This window comes from bacterium, from assembly GCA_035559435.1.
Classification (GTDB): domain Bacteria; phylum Zixibacteria; class MSB-5A5; order WJJR01; family WJJR01; genus JACQFV01.
This window is the reverse complement of record DATMBC010000009.1, coordinates 1-16,628: the sequence shown is the minus strand read 5'-3', so window position 1 is coordinate 16,628 and position 16,628 is coordinate 1. Positions and strand designations below refer to the sequence as shown.

Annotated in this window: 14 protein-coding genes; 10 read left to right on the top strand and 4 right to left on the bottom strand. The window is 63.4% G+C overall.

The genetic code is table 11. The annotated features are described in order from the left end of the window. The first annotated feature begins 45 nt into the window (after positions 1-45). Both VNN55_00385 and VNN55_00380 read left to right on the top strand, forming a co-directional pair. On the top strand, positions 46-168 hold the full coding sequence (locus VNN55_00385) for a hypothetical protein (protein HWO56006.1): 123 nt from the start codon (positions 46-48) through the stop codon (positions 166-168). Positions 169-291: 123 nt separating this feature from the next. Beyond that, positions 292-1,653: a cyclic 2,3-diphosphoglycerate synthase gene (locus tag VNN55_00380; protein HWO56005.1), complete on the top strand. Its 1,362-nt coding sequence runs from the start codon at positions 292-294 to the stop codon at positions 1,651-1,653. 129 nt (positions 1,654-1,782) lie between these two features. On the opposite strand, the gene VNN55_00375 is transcribed toward VNN55_00380, so the two are convergent. Continuing rightward, entirely contained in the window at positions 1,783-4,182 is a 2,400-nt protein-coding gene (locus VNN55_00375) for a M28 family peptidase (GenBank protein HWO56004.1), read from the bottom strand. Between the two features lie 181 nt (positions 4,183-4,363). Between VNN55_00375 and VNN55_00370 the strand changes: the two genes are divergently transcribed. From VNN55_00370 to VNN55_00350, 5 genes are all read left to right on the top strand, one after another. Further along, a complete protein-coding gene (locus VNN55_00370) occupies positions 4,364-7,804 on the top strand; it encodes a DNA polymerase III subunit alpha (protein ID HWO56003.1) in 3,441 nt (1,146 codons plus the stop codon). Between the two features lie 58 nt (positions 7,805-7,862). Continuing rightward, a complete protein-coding gene (locus tag VNN55_00365; protein ID HWO56002.1) occupies positions 7,863-8,432 on the top strand; it encodes a thioredoxin fold domain-containing protein in 570 nt (189 codons plus the stop codon). A gap of 245 nt (positions 8,433-8,677) precedes the next feature. Next, entirely contained in the window at positions 8,678-9,622 is a 945-nt protein-coding gene (locus VNN55_00360) for a hypothetical protein (protein ID HWO56001.1), read from the top strand. Positions 9,623-9,637: 15 nt separating this feature from the next. Continuing rightward, positions 9,638-11,110: a peptidylprolyl isomerase gene (locus VNN55_00355; protein ID HWO56000.1), complete on the top strand. Its 1,473-nt coding sequence runs from the start codon at positions 9,638-9,640 to the stop codon at positions 11,108-11,110. A 3-nt stretch (positions 11,111-11,113) separates the two neighbouring features. After that, a complete protein-coding gene (locus tag VNN55_00350; protein ID HWO55999.1) occupies positions 11,114-11,725 on the top strand; it encodes an SEC59/DGK1/VTE5 family protein in 612 nt (203 codons plus the stop codon). 616 nt (positions 11,726-12,341) lie between these two features. Here VNN55_00350 and VNN55_00345 read toward each other — a convergent pair. Both VNN55_00345 and VNN55_00340 read right to left on the bottom strand, forming a co-directional pair. Next, complete coding sequence (locus tag VNN55_00345) at positions 12,342-12,854, bottom strand: hypothetical protein (protein HWO55998.1); 513 nt, start codon at positions 12,852-12,854, stop codon at positions 12,342-12,344. Between the two features lie 203 nt (positions 12,855-13,057). Continuing rightward, positions 13,058-13,591: a DUF309 domain-containing protein gene (locus VNN55_00340; GenBank protein HWO55997.1), complete on the bottom strand. Its 534-nt coding sequence runs from the start codon at positions 13,589-13,591 to the stop codon at positions 13,058-13,060. A gap of 37 nt (positions 13,592-13,628) precedes the next feature. Between VNN55_00340 and VNN55_00335 the strand changes: the two genes are divergently transcribed. After that, positions 13,629-14,132 carry a DinB family protein gene (locus tag VNN55_00335; protein ID HWO55996.1) on the top strand — a complete coding sequence of 168 codons (504 nt, stop codon included), beginning with the start codon at positions 13,629-13,631 and terminating at the stop codon, positions 14,130-14,132. Here VNN55_00335 and VNN55_00330 read toward each other — a convergent pair whose 3' ends face one another. After that, entirely contained in the window at positions 14,133-14,801 is a 669-nt protein-coding gene (locus tag VNN55_00330) for an SRPBCC family protein (protein ID HWO55995.1), read from the bottom strand. 131 nt (positions 14,802-14,932) lie between these two features. On the opposite strand from VNN55_00330, the gene VNN55_00325 reads away from it, so the two are divergent. Then, positions 14,933-15,736: a PIG-L family deacetylase gene (locus VNN55_00325; protein ID HWO55994.1), complete on the top strand. Its 804-nt coding sequence runs from the start codon at positions 14,933-14,935 to the stop codon at positions 15,734-15,736. 11 nt (positions 15,737-15,747) lie between these two features. After that, positions 15,748-16,628 (top strand): aminotransferase class V-fold PLP-dependent enzyme (locus VNN55_00320; protein HWO55993.1); only part of this gene is annotated, 881 nt, incomplete at its 3' end.

Here is a 16,628-nt window from a genome sequence, read left to right as displayed (position 1 = left end):
CCGCCCGGAGATGAAGCCACGACACGATCGACCGTTCACAGCGCCATGATGCAGCTGCTCTTCACCATTCCGCATGACTCGGCCATGCAGTCGCATGCGCCGGATGTCGATTATCATCGCCAGACCGCGTCGATGATCGAGCATCTCTGGTATTCCTCCGCCGTCTAAACATCGCGATGCACCCTCGAAGAGCAGGGGCGTATTGCCTACGCCTCCCATCGACGAGCGAGACACGGGGCACAGAGTCTGTGCCCCACGGTCCGACATTCGAATCACCGACGGAGGAACACAATGGCTCGACGCATACTGATCATGGGCGCCGCCGGGCGCGACTTCCACAATTTCAACACCGTCTTTCGCGGCAACCGCTCCTACCAGGTGGTCGCCTTCACGGCCGCGCAGATCCCCGACATCGCCGGCCGCAAGTATCCCGCCAAGCTGGCCGGCAAAGGATACCCCAAGGGCATTCCGATTCATGCGGAGCAGGACCTCGAGAAGCTGATCGTTGATCTGAAAGTCGATGAGGTGGTTTTCGCGTATTCGGATGTCCCGCACGCCTTCGTGATGCACCAGGCCTCGCGGGCGCTGTCCTGCGGCGCCGACTTCACGTTGATGGGTCCAAACGACACAATGCTCAAATCGAGCAAGCCGGTCATCTCGATCGGCGCGGTCCGCACCGGATCGGGCAAGTCGCAGACCACCCGCCGGGTCTGCCGGATCCTCAAAGACCGCGGCTTGCGCGTGGTGGCGATCCGTCACCCCATGCCCTACGGCGACCTGACCAAACAAATCTGCCAGCGCTTCGCCGAACTGGCCGACCTCGACAAGTACGAATGCACGATCGAGGAGCGCGAAGAGTACGAACCCCACATCATGTCCGGCAATGTGATCTACGCCGGCGTGGATTACGGCGTGATTCTCAAGCAGGCGGAGAAGGAAGCGGATGTCATCGTCTGGGACGGCGGCAACAACGACCTGCCGTTCTACCGTCCCGACCTGCACATCGTGGTCGCCGACCCGCATCGCGCCGGGCACGAACTGACCTACCATCCGGGCGAGGCGAACATCATGATGGCCGATGCGATCGTGATCAACAAGATCGACACCGCCGCGCCGGAATCGATCGAGACCGTCCGTCACAACATCGCCCTGCGCAATCCGAAGGCGGTGGTGATCGAGGGCGCCTCGCCGGTCTTTGTCGACGCGCCCAAGATGATCACGGGGAACCGTGTGCTGGTGATCGAGGACGGCCCGACGCTCACCCACGGCGAGATGAAGTACGGCGCCGGCGTGGTCGCGGCGCGCAAGTGGGGCGCCGCCGAGATCGTCGATCCACGCCCTTGGATCCGCGGCACGCTCAAGGACACCTTCGCCACCTACCCCGGCATCGGCCAATTGCTGCCGGCCATGGGCTACGGCGAACGTCAGGTGAAGGACATGGAGGCCACAATCAACGCCGCCGATGTCGACGCGGTGGTGATCGCCACGCCGATTGACCTGCGCCGCATCATGAAGATCAGGAAACCGTGCGTGCGCGTGCGCTACGAACTCCAGGAAATCGGCAAGCCCGATCTGGTCGACGTCATCGACGCGATGTTTGAGCGGCGCAGGAAGTCCGCGGGCCGGGCCGGGAAGAGCAGACTCGCACAGTGAAGTAATTCAAGTGTCCTCCGCGGGTCGCAAGTCACCCTCGACCGGCAGATCCAAGAGAAAGCCCGCGAACCATCCCGGTTCGCGGGCTTCTCCGTCTGCGAAGGCCATGTCGGACTTCACAACCCGGTGCTATGGGCATGGATCGCAGAACTCCGTGGCGGGATTGGCGCCACGAAAGGCGACGTTGACGATCTTCACCACGTCGACCACGCTCGTTGAGTGCGAGCAGTCGAGGTCGGTGGGGTCCAGGGGACAATTGCTGTTCGGGTCCGGAGTGGGCGTCACACCGCGGAAGGCGGCCTCGAGCACCGCAATCACGTCGCGCACATCCTGGATCGCGTCACAGGCGGCCGGGTCGCCGTGGCAGTTGCAGGCGCACTCGCAGGCGTCGCCGATGCCGTCGCCGTCGGTGTCCTGTTGCATCGGGTTGGCGACGAGGTCGCAGTTGTCGCAGGCGTTGCCGACGTTGTCGCCGTCGGTGTCTTCCTGATCGGAGGTGCGCACCGTGGGGCAGTTGTCACACGCATCGCCGAAACCGTCGCCGTCGGTGTTCGCCTGGTCGGGATTGAAGGCGGTCGGGCAATTGTCGCAGAGATCGCCCCAATTGTCGCCATCGGTGTCGGTCCGGTCGGTGTAGGGCGTGTACGGGCAATTGTCGCAGGGATTGCCCCATCCGTCGAGGTCGGTGTCCAGCTGTGTTGGGTTCGGCGTGGTCGGGCAGTTGTCGCAGGCATCGGCGCGCCCGTCGCCGTCGCCGTCGGCCTGGCTCGGATTGAAGGCCGTCGGGCAGTTGTCCTCGTTGGCGCAGAGACCGTCGCCGTCGGCGTCGTTGAGCGCATCCAACGGACAGGCGTCGCAGAGGTCGCCGATGCCGTCGTTGTCGGCATCCTCCTGACCGGGATTGTAGTCCGACGGGCAGTTGTCGACGTCGGCGCAGAGACCATCGGTGTCGGCGTCGTCGAGCGCATCATACGGGCAGGGATCCGAAGCGGCGCAGACCCCGTCGTTGTCCGGATCATTGATCGGGTCGCCGGGGCACTGGTCGCAGAGATTGCCGACGTTGTCGGCGTCGTCATCCTCCTGCCCGGGATTGTAGATCGTCGGGCAGTTGTCGCAGGGATCGCCGAACCCGTCGCCGTCGCCGTCGTCCTGGCCGGCGCCGGCAATCAGCGGGCAGTTGTCGGCATCGTTGGGATGGCCATCGTTGTCGACATCGGTCTGGATCGAGTAGATCGTCGCCACCGACGCCTTGATCATGCGGGTGGCGTAATCGAAATTGATGAAGCGCGTGCTGTCGCGGAACGAGTGATAGACGGTGGAGAAATTGTACTCGGCCAGGAAGATGCCTTCGAAGCCGCGCTGGGTGAAGGGGTAATGGTCCGAGCCGCCGGAACTGCCGGCCAGGTAGCCGGTGATGCCGGCAATGCCGGGCGCCAGACTCATCCAGACCTGCGCGGCCCGGATGCGCGAGCCATGGTAGAGGTTGGCACGGTTGCTGTTGGTGATGTGGCCAATCATGTCCATGTTCCACATGAACAGGATCTGTTCGCCTTCGGCGACCGCGGTCTCGGCGTAATGCCACGACCCCCAGAGGCCGTATTCCTCGGCGTCGAAGGTGGCAAAGACGATCGTCACATCGGTCGGAATGTCGGCCAGGACCCGCGCGATCTCGAGCACACCCGCGGTGCCGGTGCCGTTGTCGTCGACCGCCGGCGAGCCGGACACGCCGTCATGGTGCGCGCCGACCACCACATGCACATCGGGGAAGCGGGTGCCGACTTTGGTTGCAATGACGTTGTAGCAGGTTAAGGTCCCGGCGCCGGAAAACTGCACCGGGAAGGGATCGTAGTAGATCGAATCGTAGCCGAAGGCGGCGAACTTGCCGGCAATCCAGTCGCGCGCGGCCAGATTGGAGCTGCTGGTTGCCACACGGCCATTGAAGGCCTGCAGACGGTACAGATACGACGTGACCGAGTCCTGACGCACCAGCGCGGCGATCGAATCCAGCGGCGCGTACGTCGGCGACCGGGTCACCATCGCCGGCGCCTGGGGCGCTTCGTAGCCAATCGCCGGGCCGCGGGTGGCCAGCGGCGTCAATGTCTGAATTGTCTCCTCGGACGCCAGCGCGGGCGCGGGAACCTGCAGCAGACGCAGCCCGGCGCGTTCATAGAGTACGGGATAGCGGGCGGCGTTGGCGCCGTCGCGGGCGCGATCCAGCGCCAGCTCACAACGGGCAACGTTGCGCGCGAGCAGTTGTGGATTCAGTTCCGCCAGACGCGGGTTGGCGGCCATGGCGGGGGAAAGCAGGAGCAGATAGTCATTCCCCTCGCGCAGAATCGCATCGACTCCGGCCTGCCGTAGGAATAGGGCGTCATCGGCATGGCGCAGCGTGACGAGATACAGATCGCCGACCGCGGCCGGGTCGATCACGGGTTGCCCCGATCCAAAGAGCGTAGAATCGGGAAGAAACGCGACGACCGGCGCGGCGACGGCCAGCAATGCCGCCAGAATCAGGAAAGGTTTGCGCATTATACCGTCTCCGGTGGAGGACCAGAATCCCCCCATAAGATACCAGCGGGCGGCGGTTTGCCGACGACAGGTTGCGCCCGGGCGAAGTTATTGACAATCGGGGAATGTGATTGTCCCGGACGCGATGCTGGCGTATATGTGATGAGCGCGGGTTTGCCCGCGGCAGCCATCAGGGAAGAGCATGAAACTCGCCGATTTTGTCCACCTCCATAACCACAGCCAGTACTCGCTTTTGGACGGCGCCAGCCGGATCGAGTTGATGGTGAAGCGGGCCAAGGAGTTCAACATGCCGGCCCTCGCCTTGACCGATCATGGCAACCTGTTCGGGGCGATGGAATTCTACACCAAGTGCCGCGCCGAGGGGATTGTCCCGATCATCGGGTGCGAGACCTATGTCGCCCCCCGGGGCATGACCTGCAAGCAGAGCGTGCCCGGCGCCCCCGACGGCGGCTATCATCTCCTGCTTCTGGCCAAGGACCTGACCGGCTACAAGAACTTGGTGAAACTGGTCAGCGCCGCCTACATCGAGGGGTTCTACCACCGTCCGCGGATCGACTTCGACTTGTTGAAGCAGCACGCTGCCGGCCTGGTGGCGACCTCCGCCTGCGTGCAGGGGGAAGTGGCGCAGAATCTGCTGGCGGGCAAAAGCGACGAGGCCGAGGCGGTCGCGCGCCGCTACCTCGATTTGCTCGGAACGGAGAACTACTATCTCGAAATTCAAAACCACCAGCTCGACATCGAAGACAAGGTCCGACCCCGTGTGATCGAACTGGCGCGGCGGCTGGGTGTCAACCTGGTGGCGACCAACGATTGCCATTACCTCGAGCGCAAGCACGCCAAAGCGCACGAGGCGCTCCTGTGCATCCAGACCGGCAAGACGCTCAACGACGCCGACCGGATGCGCTACAACACCGACCAGATCTACTTCAAGTCCGACGTCGAGATGAAGACGTTGTTTGCCGACACGCCCGAGGCGATCGACAACACGCTGGCCATCGCCGAGATGTGTCACCTCGAACTGGAAACCGGCAAGTTTCACCTGCCCGATTTTCCGTTGCCGGAGCCGTTCAAGACAAAGGCCGAGTACCTGACCCATCTGGCGCGCGAGGGGCTGAAGCGGCGCTACGAGCGGATCACGCCGGAACTGGAGGCGCGTCTCCAGTATGAGCTTGATGTCATCATCCGCATGGACTTCGCCGGCTATTTTCTCGTGGTCGCCGATCTGGTCCGTTATGCCAAGGACCACGGCATCCCCGTGGGACCCGGGCGGGGCTCGGCGGCCGGGTCGCTGGTGTCCTATTGCCTTTCGATCACCGACATCGACCCGATCCGCTTCAATCTGCTCTTCGAGCGCTTCCTCAATCCCGAGCGCATCTCGATGCCGGATATCGACATCGATTTTTCCGACCGCGAGCGCGATCAGGTCATCCAGTACGTGATCCGCAAGTACGGCAAGGACAACGTCTGCCAGATCATCACCTTCGGGACAATGGCGGCGCGCGCGGTAGTGCGCGATGTCGGACGGGTCCTCGGGATGTCGTACGCCGAGGTCGACAGGATTGCCAAGATCATTCCCAACGAACTCGACATGACGCTGGAAAAGGCGCTGCGGGCCAAGCCGGAGTTGAAGCAGATGGCCGCCGAGGATCCACGCGTGGCGACGCTCCTGGACTACTCGCAGACACTGGAGGGGCTGACCCGCCATGCCTCCACCCACGCCGCCGGCGTGGTGATCGCGCCGGCGCCGCTGACCGAGTTTGTGCCGCTTTTCAAGGGCAGCAAGGGCGAGGTCACCACCCAGTACAGCATGAAGTGGATCGAGAAGATCGGCCTGTTGAAGATGGATTTTCTCGGACTGCGCACCCTGACGCTGCTGCAGGACGCCGAACGGGCGGTGCAGGAAAACCGCGGCGACACGGTTGACTGGAACGCGATCGATCTCGATGACCGCAAGGTCTTCGAGCTGTTTGCCTCCGGGGAGACCACCGGCATCTTCCAGTTTGAATCCTCCGGGATGCGCGATTACCTGCGCAAGCTGCGGCCGACGGTCTTCGAGGACATCATCGCCATGAACGCCCTCTACCGGCCGGGGGCGCTCGACGCCAACATGATCGAGAAGTACATCGACCGGAAGTACGGCCGCGAAGAGGTCGAGTACTACCATCCCCGCATCGAGAAGATCCTGAAGGACACCTACGGTGTCATCGTCTATCAGGACCAGGTGATGCAGGTGGCGGCCGAACTGGCCGGTTTTTCGATGGGCAAGGCGGACACGCTCCGGTCGGCGATGGGCAAGAAGAACGCCGAACTGATGGCGAAGATGAAGACCGAGTTCATCGACGGCGCGGTGGCATTGAAAGTGCCGCGCGATGTGGCCGAACGGGTCTTCGGGTTCTGCGAGACCTTCGCGCGCTATGGCTTCAACCGCGCGCACTCGGCGGCGTATGCCGTGCTCGCCTACCGCTGCGCCTGGCTGAAAGCCCACTACCCGGTCGAGTTCATGGCGGCGCTGATGACCTCGGAAATGGGGGACACCGACCGGATCCGCCTGTTCATGCGCGAATGCCGCCGTCTGGGCATCGCCGTCGACCCGCCGGATATCAACGTCTCGCGCTCGGCCTTCACCGCCAAAGGGGAGAGGATTGTCTTCGGCCTCTCGGCGGTGAAGAACGTGGGCGAGGGGGCGGTGGAGGTGATCGTGCGCGCGCGCGACGCGGGCGGGCAGTTCACCTCGATTTTTGATTTCACCGCGCGGGTCGATGTGCGCACCGTCAACCGCCGCGCGCTGGAGGCGCTGGTCTGCGCTGGCGCGTTTGATCGTCTGCCCGGTCACCGCGCCCAACTGCTGGCGGCGCTCGATGCCGCCATCGCCTATGGCGCGCAATCGGCCAACGACCGCCGTCTCGGCCAGGCCTCGCTTTTCGGCGGCGATGTTGACATCGCCACCACCGTGCCGCAACTCCCCGACGTTGCGCCCTGGACCCAGGACCAGCGCTGGCAGAAGGAGAAGGAGGCGCTGGGATTCTATGTCTCCGGGCACCCGCTTCTGGCCTTCTCCGAAGAATTGCAGTTGTTCTCGACCGCCTCCACCGATCAGGTGGCCGATCTGCCCGATGAGTCGGAGATCTCAATCGGCGGCGTGGTGACCGGGTTGAAGACCCAACTGGACCGCAAGGGGCAGACCATGGCCTTCTTCACGCTCGAGGACTTCGGCGGCACGCTGGAAGTGATTTGTTTTTCCGATGCCTATCGGCGCAATATGTCGATCCTGACCAACGATGCCCTGGTCATGCTCTCGGGCCGGACCAACACCAAGGAGAACGAACGTCCCAAGCTGATCCTCAACAACGCCATGCCGTTGGCCGAGGTCCGCAACGGCGCGGTGCTGGACATCCATGCCCGGCTGTCCCCCGAACAACTGGCCGCCGGCGTGCTGGATGATCTGGACGCCATTTTGGGCCGATATGACAAAGGAAACGGTTTCCTGTTTCTGTACTACCCGGTCGGGACGGAAACTGTTAAGATTAGGTCCAACCGGGTTCGGCTGGACGCCAGCCGGGAACTGGTGACAACTTTGAGGGAACTACTGGGGCCGGATTCGGTATTTTGTACAAAGGGGTAGGGAGTAGCCCGCCTGTCGGGACCGAATCACAGACGTTTACGCGCGTAAGGAGATGCACATGAAGTTCTGCTTCAGATGGTGGGTGGCTCCGGCGGTGGCGCTTTTGCTGACGTTCGCGGCGCAGGCCCAGGATTCCAAGCCCGCGTCCGCAGCGGCTGCGCCCGCCCAGAACACCGCCCAGACCGCCCCGGCGAAAATCACCTGGCTCACCTATGACGAGGGGCTGGCCAAGGCCAAAAGCGAGAACAAGCCGATCATCATCGACTTCACCGCCTCCTGGTGCGGTTGGTGCAAACGGATGGACAAGGAGACCTTTTCCGACCCGCAGGTGATCAAATTCATCACCGAGAACATGGTCCCGGTCAAAGTCTGGGGCGATGACACCACCACCGCCGGCATGGTCACCCATGAGGGCGAACGGATGACCCAGCGGGCTTTGACCCAGGTCTATCAGGTGCGCGGTTTCCCGTGCTTCTGGTTCCTTGATGCCGCCGCGGGCAAGATCGGCCCGGCGCCAGGATACAAACCGAAGGACACCTTTCTGCCGTTGGTTGAGTATGTGGCAGGAAATCACTATAAAACAACCAGTTACGAGAATTTCCTGAAGAAACGCTCTGGACAGGGTTGAACCGAGCGTGGCGAGTTGTCCACAAAGATGCCCGGGCTTTTCGCCCGGGCATCTCATTTTAGGGACAATCCCAGTTTTCGTTTGACTTTTGCCACAGCCGCAGTTAATTGGCCCACAGTAAGGGGCTCTGTCCCTGAAGACGACTGATATAGCTACCGTTGTTTCCGCACTTTATCCGAGTTTCCCTGCCCCCCTCTCGGATAAAATTGAACAACGGTAGCTTTTTTTGTGCCTTCATTGAAGTCATGAAGCGCCTCGCCGTCATCGTCTGCATCCTCTTTCTGCCGGTCACGGCAAGAGCCACAAAGTATGCCGGCGAGCCCTACTACCTCGGCATCGGCGGACGGGCCCTGTCGCTGGGGGGCACGGGAGTCGGGGCGCGTCCCGACGCCGCCTCGCCCTACTGGAACCCGGCGGCGCTGGCGGTCCTGACCAACCCCGAACTGCTCTTCCAGCACTCCGAGACCTTCGGCAGTCTGCTCGACCATGACTATGTCGGCGGGGCGTTGCCCTCCGGACGCGTAGCGGCCGGCTGGGCCTTTGGGGCGCAGGTGATCCGATTGGGAGGCGGCGGCATCCAATTGACGGAAATCGACTCGGTCAGCGGCCGTCCCCGGGTGCGCGAAGAGGCCAGCCACAGCAACTGGACGATGGCCGTGTCGGCGGCGCGCGCCGTCGGGCGCTTCGGCGCGGTGGCGGTCACCGCCAAGGCCCTGCTCAATGACATTCCCGGCAACAGCGCCTGGGGGCTGGGGCTGGACCTCGCGTGGTGGAAGGACTGGCGTTTCATGCGCACCGGGGTCAAGGTGTCCGATGTCACCACCACGTTCCTCACCTATGATTCCGGCGAAAACGAGACCATTGTGCCCCATGTCAACTGGGGCGGCGAGATCGACCTGCCCGAAGTCACTGACGGGCTGCGGGCGACGCTCGCCGGCGAGGCGGAGACGTATTTCGAGGGACGCACCCTCGCGGCGCAGTACTGGTCCGGCTCGGTCTCGGTGGACCTGCACCTGGGCATTGAGATCAATTACCGCAATCGCCTCTACGGACGGGTCGGTTCCGATGCGGGGGAGTTGGCGCTCGGGGCGGGATTTGCCGCTGGGCGTTGGGCCCTCGATGGGGCCCTGACCGACCACGGATTCCTGGATTCGTCTTACCGGTTGTCCCTTCGCTTCCTTTGGCCGTAGTATAAGGATCTGATGATGAAGCCCGTCTGTACCGTCCTTGCCTTGATCCTGGCCGCGCTCATGGCGCCGCCGGCGCTGTCGGCTCCGTATGTCTACGACACCATTGCCTTCGACACCACTCTGGTGGTGGCGAAGGTGGGGCAGGCGCAAGCCACGCTCGGCGATCTGCACCGCATGGTGGTTTCCTCCAAGATGTATCGCAGCAACCCGCTGGAGGACAATCGCCGACGCGCCGCGCTTCTGGACCGCTGGATCACCGATCAATTGGTGGCCGCCGAGGCGCGCAATCTCAGTCTGAAAAACCAGCATGGCATCCTGGGGCGCATCCGCCGCACCGCGATCGTGGCGGCCGCCAATCTCTACATCCATGAGGAAGTCTCGCGGATGTACAAGCTGGACTCGGCGACCCTCGACACCTTCTACAACAACCACATCACGCGTTACAGCTCGCCGCGCGATCAGCGACGGGTGCGTGTGATCACCGTCTGGAAGGAAGGAAAGGCGCCGACGGAGGGCATGGGCGACTTTATCGACTCGACGTTCATCGGCTGGTATCCCGAAGACAAGATCGACTCGCTCTACAAGGCGCTGGCGGCCGGAGAGGATTTCGCGCGCCTGGCGGCGAAACACTCCGAGGACCCGATTTCCCGCGGCGCCGGCGGGGACCTGGGCTGGATCTCGGAAAAGTCGGTCGGCGGCGGCATCTTCGCCGAGGTGGCGATGCGCCAGCCCTTGTTTAAAATCAGCAAGCCCTTCGAGACCGACAACGCCTGGCAAATCGTACAGGCCTACGCAGAACGTCCCGCCGGGCCGGTGGCGATGGACGCCGAGATCCGTCTCGACGTCATCACCCACCTGACCGAGCAGCAGCGCGCCAAGATCCTGCGCGAGACCGGCGATTCGCTCATGGCGGTCTCCAGGATCATATGGAATGATGCCGTGCTCGGGCTGCCGCATGAGCAACTCAAACCGAACATGGTGATGGCGGTGGTCGGCGGACGCGACACACTCTATGCCGATGAGTATCTGCTGGACCAGTACAAGTGGATGAACCGCTCCACGGGCGAGTTCCCGTCGCCGGAGGATCGTCAGGTGATCCTGCGCGGCGAGTACGTGCGGTACCTCTGCTGGCTGGGCTTCCTGCGCGAGCGCGGGTACTTCAACCGTCTGGAAATCCAGCAGGGACTCGCCGAGCAAACGCAGAAGGAACGCGAGGCGATCGTGCTGGCGCGCATGTCGGCCGGCAAGGCGGAGGAACCCGATTCAGCGGCGATCCGTCGCCATTATGAAGAGAACAAGCAACTGTACGGCCTCGCGCCCAACTCGCTGGAACTGTCGTGGAATGCCATCCGCACCAAACTCATGAACGATGCCGAGGAGCGGATGCGCCGTCGCTGGCTGGAGACGGCGGCCGCGCGTCATGGGGTTGTGCGCTACGATGACCGGCTGGCCACCCTGCCGCTTCTGGAGCACAAGCCGAAGAAATAGCGCATGACCAACGCGACATCCGCAGCGCAACTGGATTATCGGGGAGAAGTCTGGCGCAAACTCCTGCACCTGTTCGCGCTGGTGATGCCGGTCGGTTATCATCTCGCGCCGCGCGCGATGGCGGTCGGGGTCACATTTTTCTTCTTCGGTTTGTCGCTGCTGGTTGACATCGCGCGCTTTCGCGGCTGGCCGATTCAGCGCATCTGGGCGCCGATCGTCAATCCGATTGTCCGCCCCAAAGAGGCCGCCGCCTTCACCGGCGCCACCCACATCCTCTTTTCCGGCTGGCTCTGTCCGCTGGTGTTCAGCGTTCCCGCCGCCGCATTGGGCATGAGCACGATTATTCTCGGTGATGCCGCCGCCGCGCTGGTCGGACGGCGGTGGGGGAGACACCGGTTTGAGAATGGCTCTCGCTCCTGGGAGGGCTCAACCGCGTTTCTGTTGGCCAGTCTGATTCCCGCGTTTCTGATTCCTGGCCTGCCGCTCTGGATCGGCCTGATCGCCGCGCCGCTGGCGACAGTGACCGAGGCAATCTCCGAGTGCGTCGACGACAACCTCTCGGTGCCGCTGGTCGTCGGCCTCTTCGCCCATCTGGCCCTTACTCTGTCCCCGTAGAAGCGGCTCTTGAGCCGCATCACTCCTACAAAATGTGCGTCGATACGCGGCCGTGTCGCCCCTCCGGGGCTTGGCGCGCTGCTCTCCGGCTGCGAAAGGGTGGCCATGACTTTGGTCAGGGCTTGCACCAGACAGATTGATCGGGCGGAATGCTGGTCCCCGCATAACGTGCCATCACGCCTTGGCCGCGCAATTAAAGCAGGCTCGGCAGGAGCCTCGCCCTCCACAATAGCGTCGGCGTCGGGCAAGCACCAGCACGCTCATCACGGGTGGCCCTGACCTTGGTCAGGGCTTGCCCCAGACAGATTGATCGGCGGAATGCTGGTTCCCGCATAACGCGCCATCACGCCTTGGCCGCGCAACTAAAGCAGGCTCGGCAGGAGCCTCGCCCTCCACAATAGCGTCGGCGTCGGGCAAGCACCAACGCGCTCATCACGGGTGGCCCTGACCTTGGTCAGGGCTCGCACAGGGCAGGTTTTGCGCGTGGAGAGAGGGATTACGCAAGAGGCTTCGGTCGGGGCGATCTTCGCCTGCGCCCAAAAATCAACCCCGCTCCCTGGCGGGAACGGGGCTGGCGGAGGAACGAAGAAACGGCCCCCGGGCTGCGGGGCCGGCGCTACTTCATTGACATCTTCTTGTGCAACTGCTCCTTGAACATCGCCTCGGCCTTGACCGGGTCCTTGGCGACCATGTCATGGCAGGCCTTGCTGCAGCAGGCGTAGTTGTTGTCGCCGGCTTTGAGGTAGGGGGTGTCGGAGGCAAGGGTGAATTCCTTGCCGCAGCCGCAAAGGGCCTGTGTGCCGGTCTCGTTGACCGCGACGACATTGGCGACCGCGAGCTTGACCGCCGACTTCATCTGCATCCGGGCCACCGCCTCTTCCGACATCTTGGCGGCCATCTCCGGGTTGCCCGAGGCCATCTTGTGGCATCCTTCGGTGCAGCAGGCGTAGGACTTGCCGCCGAACTCGATGTACTTGGTTTCCGCGGTCGGGGTGAAGACCATGCCACAGCCGCAGACGGCCATGGTATTCTGCACCGGGCCCTTGGGCTGATCGGCAAATGCGGCAAACGGCGCGAGACCGACCAGAACCACCGCCGCCACCGCGACAACGACTGTGCGCTTCAGCACTGTCACAACCTCCCGTTGAGAGTTTAAGAGCCGACCCCGCGTCATGCCGCGGGTGGAGTTATTTCTTGCAACAGCCACAACCGACGGCTGTTCCGATGCCGGAAGTAAAAAGGAGCAAATCGGTGCGCAATAGAGAAATCGCGGAAAACTCCACTTAAACTATCCATTTAATAAAGCGCAGGAAACCAATTGAGCCGCAAAGTTCAACGGATATCACAGGCGGGGAATTGCAGCTCGATCAATGGGAAATCTGCCCGCTTTCCGGCGAAATACTCCTCGACCTGCTGCCGAAACGACGCCACATCGATGCCGAGGAAGTAGTCCTCATCGATGGCGAGATTCTCGCAGGCCTTGGCTGCCAGCTTGGCGCCGCTGTCATGCGAACCCATGAAGCGACGCAGATTCGCCGCCGCGATCTGGACCAGCCCCTGCAGGAAGCGCGCCACCTGAGGATCAGCGCTGGCCTTCCACAACGCCTCCCACTGCTCATGGCATTCCCACCAGTAGGCGTGATTGTAGAGATCGACGCCGTAAAGGTAGGTCTCGGAGAAGATCCAGTGCGCGGAGTCGAACGTGGCAACTTCGATCTCGGGGGCGCCGTACAAGTGCCCATCCGGATGACGCCGTGGATGCGGGGCGCGTCCGGGGACAAACCGGTAAGGCGGAAACGGCCGTGATGTGTATCGGGATGGCGGCGGCTGGACAGTGGCCGGCAAAGTGATTGACTCGCGATTCATCGGGTCAGTTTCATCCTGTTAGAGGAGGATACAAAACATGTACCGGCGCATTGAGGATTTTGTTCGCGATTGGCAATACGAGGTTGACATCACCGCCAAGGTGATGGGGGCGCTCACCGAGGCCTCGCTTGCGCAGACGGTGGTCCCGGGGCACCGTACGCTGGGGCGCATCGCCTGGCATCTGGCACAGTCGATTCCGGAGATGATGTGTCAGGCCGGCCTTTCGCTCTCCGAAGTCGACCCGAATGGGCCGGTGCCCGGGTCGCTGGCCGAAATCAGACAGGGGTATGAGTCGGTGGCGGCCGCGCTGGCCGGCGAAGTCAACGCCAAATGGAAGGACGCCGACCTCGAGAAGGAAGACAACATGTACGGCGAGACCTGGAAACGCGGCCTGACGTTGCGCGCATTGCTCATGCATCAGTCGCACCATCGCGGCCAGATGACCGTGCTGATGCGTCAGGCGGGATTGCGCGTGCCGGGGATCTACGGGCCGGCGCTGGAAGACTGGGCCGCCTACGGGCAGCCGGTGCCGGCGGTCTGATCAGGCGTTCTGTCTGAGCCAGACTTCATGGGGGATGGGCCGGCCGGTTTCGAGGTAGGACTTAAACGAGTCCATCGCCCAGTTCCATCCCTGTTTCATCTTCTCACGGTCGCGCGCGGTCTTCAATCGCGAGTGCGTCACGCGCACCGCGACCTTGCCGTTGCCGGAAGGACGCACCGTGAACTCAACGATCGTGCCGGGGCAGTGGCGTTTGTTGTCCCAGGTGAACCGGGCGCGACGGGGCGGCTCCAGCGTGAGGAATTCGCCGGTGTCGCCGTCGGAATTGCTGTAGGCGCCGCCGACCCGCAGATCGGCCCTGGCCTTCTTGGTAAACCACTTGACCAGATGCTCGGCCGACAGGAATGAATCGAAGGCCGTCTGCGGCGACGATTTCACCGTGCGCTGGACATCGAGACTGAAGCCGGCGGCGGCGGGACGTTCCCCGATCTTGCGGCCGCGCTGGCGCCGCTCGTACTCGACGGTGATCATCTGCGACCACCAGGGCGTGACATCCAGATCGCGGTGCAGATGCGCGGCGATCTCCTTGTGCGTCCGTTCCCGCGCCCCCCAGCGATCCAGCATCGCAAACCACTGCGCCCAGGATTTGCCGGTCTTGGCACGGACCGCGGCGTCGCTGATTGTGGCATCACCGGTGCGTTTGGTGGGCATCAGGTCTCCCGCATCAATCGGCCCGTATTATAATCGCCATTGCCCCGCCGCGCAAATTGACCGGAGCGAAATCGTCCTTTTACTTGCCGCGCGTTCCGACGGGCCTCACCTTGGGATGGGGAGGAGATGACGTGTCCCGACGACTGAAATTAATGTGTGTTCTGGCGCACCCCGATGACGAATCGCTGGGGACCGGCGGCACGCTGGCGCGCTGCGCTGACGAAGGGATCGAAACCTATGTCGTCACCGCCACCCGCGGCGAACGGGGCCGGTTCGGCGACCTGCCGCATCCGGGCCTGGAGACCGTGGGCAAAACCCGCGAACAGGAACTGCGCGCCGCCGCCCATCTCCTGGGTGTGCGCGAGGTCAATTTCCTCGATTACATCGACGGCGACCTCGACAAGGCCGATCCGCACGAGGCGGTAATGCGGATTGTCGGGCACCTGCGACGGATTCGTCCGCAGGTGGTGATCACTTTTGGCCCCGAGGGGGCCTATGGCCACCCCGACCATGTCGCCATCTGCCAGTTGGCCACCGCCGCGGTCATGCGCGCGGCCGATGCCGCCTACCATCCCGACCGCCACCCGGCGCACTGTGTCTCGAAGCTGTACTACATGGAGTGGAACGCCGAGATGATGCGGACGTACTACAACGCCTTCCGCGAACTCAAAGTCCTGGTCGATGGCGTCGAGCGCGCCGCCAACCCGTGGCCCGACTGGGCGATCACCGCCGTGTTCGACACGGAGAAGTACTGGGAGACAGTCTGGAAAGCGGTCCAATGCCACAAGACACAGCTATCGATCTACAAGAAATTGGGCGAGTTGCCGCCCGAGGCCCATCGTATCCTCTGGGGACGGCAGCCCTATTACCGCGTCTTCAGTCTGGTCAACGGCGGGCGCAAGCGCGAGCATGACATCTTCGAAGGACTTCGTTGAAGGGAGAGCCCGTGAACGACCGCCGGTTGCGTGAGAATCGTAATGTGCCCATCAATCTCTCCGGCGACCAGTTTCGCGCCCTCGGGCACGATCTGGTCGACAGGATCGCCGATCTGTTCGACACTCTGCCGGGCCGTCCGGTGACCACAGGGGAGAGGCCCTCGCAGATCCGCGCGCTCCTCGATGCCGAGCGCGCGCTGCCGGAGGACGGCGTCGATGCGCGCGCGCTGATGACACGCGCCGCCGATTTATTGATTGAGCATTCGCTCTACAATGGCCACCCGCGCTTCTGGGGATACATCACCGCGCCGGCGGCGCCGATCGGCGTGCTCGGCGAGCTTCTGGCCTCAGCGGTCAACCCCAATCTCGGCGGCTGGCCGCTCTCGCCGATGAGCACCGAGATCGAACTGCAGACATTGCGCTGGATTGCCGAATTGATCGGCTACCCGCGCGATGGCGGCGGCATTCTGGTCAGCGGCGGGAACATGGCGAACTTCGTCGGCTTCCTCGCCGCGCGCGCCGCCGCGGGCGGCGCGGATTTGCGCCGCCAGGGGATGGGGGCGGCGGATCATGCGCGGCTGCGTGTCTACGCATCGGCCGAGACTCACACATGGATTGACAAGGCGGCCGACCTGTTTGGTCTGGGCACCGATGCGGTGCGTCGGATCCCCACCGACGACGATTTGCGCATCGACACGCGCGCCCTGCGGGAACAGATCGCCGCCGATCGCCGGAGTGGCGAACGGCCGTTCATGGTGATCGGCACTGCCGGGTCGGTCAGCACCGGGGCGGTCGATCCCTTGCCGGAATTGGCGCAAATCTGCCGCGAGCAGGGTCTCTGGTTTCATGTGGATGGCGCCTATGGCGGCTTTGCCGTGGCGGCGCCCGAGGC